Annotated in this window: 5 protein-coding genes; 4 read left to right on the forward strand and 1 reads right to left on the reverse strand. The window is 36.5% G+C overall.

Annotated features, from left to right (window positions below; translation table 11 throughout):
- Positions 1–21 precede the first annotated feature (21 nt).
- The 4 genes from cdd to ABZA26_RS12080 all read left to right on the forward strand — a co-directional run bounded on the left by cdd (position 22) and on the right by ABZA26_RS12080 (position 2269).
- Positions 22–420 carry a cytidine deaminase gene (gene cdd / locus ABZA26_RS12065; protein ID WP_372714767.1) on the forward strand — a complete coding sequence of 133 codons (399 nt, stop codon included), beginning with the start codon at positions 22–24 and terminating at the stop codon, positions 418–420.
- A gap of 149 nt (positions 421–569) precedes the next feature.
- Positions 570–1313, forward strand: coding sequence for a TSUP family transporter (locus ABZA26_RS12070; protein ID WP_372714764.1), 744 nt, complete (start codon positions 570–572; stop codon positions 1311–1313).
- Positions 1314–1393: 80 nt separating this feature from the next.
- The gene (locus ABZA26_RS12075) at positions 1394–2050 is read left to right on the forward strand and encodes an N-glycosylase/DNA lyase (RefSeq protein WP_372714768.1); all 657 of its coding nucleotides are present in this window, start codon (positions 1394–1396) and stop codon (positions 2048–2050) included.
- Between the two features lie 54 nt (positions 2051–2104).
- Complete coding sequence (locus ABZA26_RS12080) at positions 2105–2269, forward strand: hypothetical protein (protein ID WP_372714765.1); 165 nt, start codon at positions 2105–2107, stop codon at positions 2267–2269.
- Positions 2270–2304: 35 nt separating this feature from the next.
- Here the strand turns inward: ABZA26_RS12080 and ABZA26_RS12085 are convergent.
- The coding region (locus tag ABZA26_RS12085; protein WP_372714766.1) for a chloride channel protein at positions 2305–2690 on the reverse strand (386 nt) is incomplete at its 5' end.

Raw genomic sequence — 2690 nt, forward strand, 5'->3', positions numbered from 1 at the left:
ACTCTTTTGGAGGTGAATGCGATGCTGATAAATGAAAAAGAGATATTAGAACTGATAGATGAAGCTATAGAGGCTAGGGAAAATGCCTACGTAAAATATTCCGGATTTAAGGTCGGGGCGGTGGTTGTCGACGAGAAAGGCAATCATTACAGGGGTGCCAACGTGGAAAATGCTTCTTACGGCCTCACCAACTGCGGAGAAAGAACAGCGATATTTTCTGCTGTAAGTAACGGAATGAAAAAGATAGCTGCAATATGCATAGTGGCAGATACCACAGGACCTGTCAGCCCTTGCGGGGCATGCAGGCAGGTTATAAAAGAGTTTGCAAAAGAGGACACATCAATAATATTGTCAAATCTAAAAAAAGAGTATAGAGTTTTTTCTATAGAGGATCTTCTTCCCTATGGATTTGAACTGTAAAGAGCGGAATTTTCCCGCTCTTTTTTTCTGTTTAAGACAAAAATATACTGCTCTGGACATATTAATTTCCAAAATAAAAGAGAAATATATTGAAAAAAACCACTTCTGATTATAGAATAGGTAAAAATAACTTTTAAAAGGGGTAAATAATGGAAATAATTATTCTGGGAATAGGAATGTTTGCAGCGGGGTTTATAGACTCAATAGTTGGCGGTGGCGGACTCATAAGTGTACCAGCACTTTTAATGACTGGAATGCCCCCTCATATGGTATTGGGTACCAATAAGATGGCAGCTTCTTTAGGGAGTTTCACAAGCAGTTATGAGTTTTTTAAAAGCAACAAACTGAACAAAGAACTGCTTAAAATGCTCATCCCATTTGCATTTACAGGAGCAGTTTTAGGAGTGGTGACAGTGCAGTATATCTCTCCTAAGGTACTTGAAATTCTTATTCCTTTTATGATTTTTTCAGTTGCCATATACACAGTGGTATCAAAAAAAGTGGGAATGACAAACGACTATAGAGGAATAGACTTTAAAAATAGTATGTTTGGAAAGCTTCTCACCTCCGCACTGGGATTTTATGATGGGTTTTTCGGTCCCGGAACAGGAACATTTTTTATGTTCGGACTTGTTAAAATATTTAAGTTTGATTTTACTGTAGCAACTGCAAATACAAAGGTTTTAAACTTTACAACGGGCTTTGCGGCACTTTTGACATTTATATTTAACGGGCAGGTAAATCTCAAATATGGTGCCATATCTGCAGTGTTTATAATTATAGGTTCTAAAATGGGTGCTAAAATGGCGATAAAAAACGGTGCTAAGTTTATAAAACCTATTTTTGTAACTATGTCCCTTGTGATGGCATTTAAGATGGCTGTCAGTTTATAAAAATAAAATTAATGTGAAACTTTCTTTAAATATTTTTTGAGGAAGGAAATTGTTGTAGTATTATAGAGCATATAGGGGGAATTATGGAAAAGGAATATTTTGATAAAATATATGAGGTCTATACAGGGATAAAAGATGATATAGAGAAAAGACTGGGAGAGTTTAAAGATATCTGGTTTTCCGGGAACAATGAAGATATTCATATAGAGCTTTCTTTCTGCGTACTGACACCTCAGTCTAAGGCCAGAAATGCATGGAAGGCTATAACTGCACTTAGAGACAGCCGTCTTTTATTCACAGGTGAAGAGGAAGATATTGTAGAATATCTAAACATTGTGAGATTTAAAAACAACAAGGCCAAAAACCTGGTTCTTTTAAGAGAACAGATGAAAAATGATGATGGTGAAATTATAACAAAGGATTTTATTGACAAAATCGGTGATGTTTTTGAAATGAGAGAGTGGCTTGTAAAGCATGTGAGAGGGATAGCCTATAAGGAAGCCAGTCATTTTTTGAGAAATGTAGGCTTCGGAGATGATATAGCTATACTGGACAGACATATTCTGAGAAACCTTGTGAGACTAGGAGTCATAGAAGAAATTCCTAAGACCATAACCGGTAAAAAATACAAGGAGATAGAGGAAAAGATGAGGAAATATTGTGATAAAACCAGTATTCCAATGGACAACTTTGACCTTTTGCTGTGGTATTTAGAGGCGGGAGAAATATTTAAATAATCTTTTTAATGTTATATATTGTCTTACAAAATTTTTAATTTTGAGGTGATGTCGATGTCTGTTACAAAAAATGAGTTTAAAGAGATGCTTGAAAAAAGCAGGGGAAAGCTTAAAAAATTGTTGGGAAAAGGAAAAGAATTAAAAAACAAGGATAAACAGTTTAAAGTTAAGAAAAAAGAGCTCAGAGAGAAACCGGATTATGATATTTTTCTTCAATAAAAAAGACCCGAATGGGTCTTTTTTAATTTCAGTTATTAATCAGATTTTTTATCTTTTGATATATCCCCTATAGACCGCCCCTGGTGGTCATGGAAATCCTCGTGTTTACTCACCCCTATAATCTGAGATGAGTAGATGCTGGCGTGTCCTGAAAAAAGATAGGCCACTATACAGGCTATTCCTGCAAAGATACCTGTGTCACCTCCGAAGAGTTCCATTGCCATTACAGTACAGGCTATAGGTGTATTTGAAGCTGCTGCAAACACAGCTACAAATCCCATTCCCGACATGAGGGCCATAGGAAGAGGGATCACCTCAGAAAGGGAGTTTCCCAGGGCAGAACCTATGAAAAAGAGGCAGGTCACCTCACCACCCTTGAAGCCAGACCCCAGAGTTATTGCTGTGAATAATATTTTAAAAG

Origin of the sequence: Ilyobacter sp. (assembly GCF_041583315.1) — a bacterium.
In the GTDB taxonomy this organism is placed as follows: domain Bacteria; phylum Fusobacteriota; class Fusobacteriia; order Fusobacteriales; family Fusobacteriaceae; genus Ilyobacter.

Bases quoted from the DNA above. Each gene is read 5' to 3' on its own strand.
- cdd (WP_372714767.1), top strand. From the start codon at position 22: ATGCTGATAAATGAAAAAGAGATATTAGAACTGATAGATGAAGCTATA.
- ABZA26_RS12080 (WP_372714765.1), top strand. From the start codon at position 2,105: ATGTCTGTTACAAAAAATGAGTTTAAAGAGATGCTTGAAAAAAGCAGG.
- ABZA26_RS12070 (WP_372714764.1), top strand. From the start codon at position 570: ATGGAAATAATTATTCTGGGAATAGGAATGTTTGCAGCGGGGTTTATA.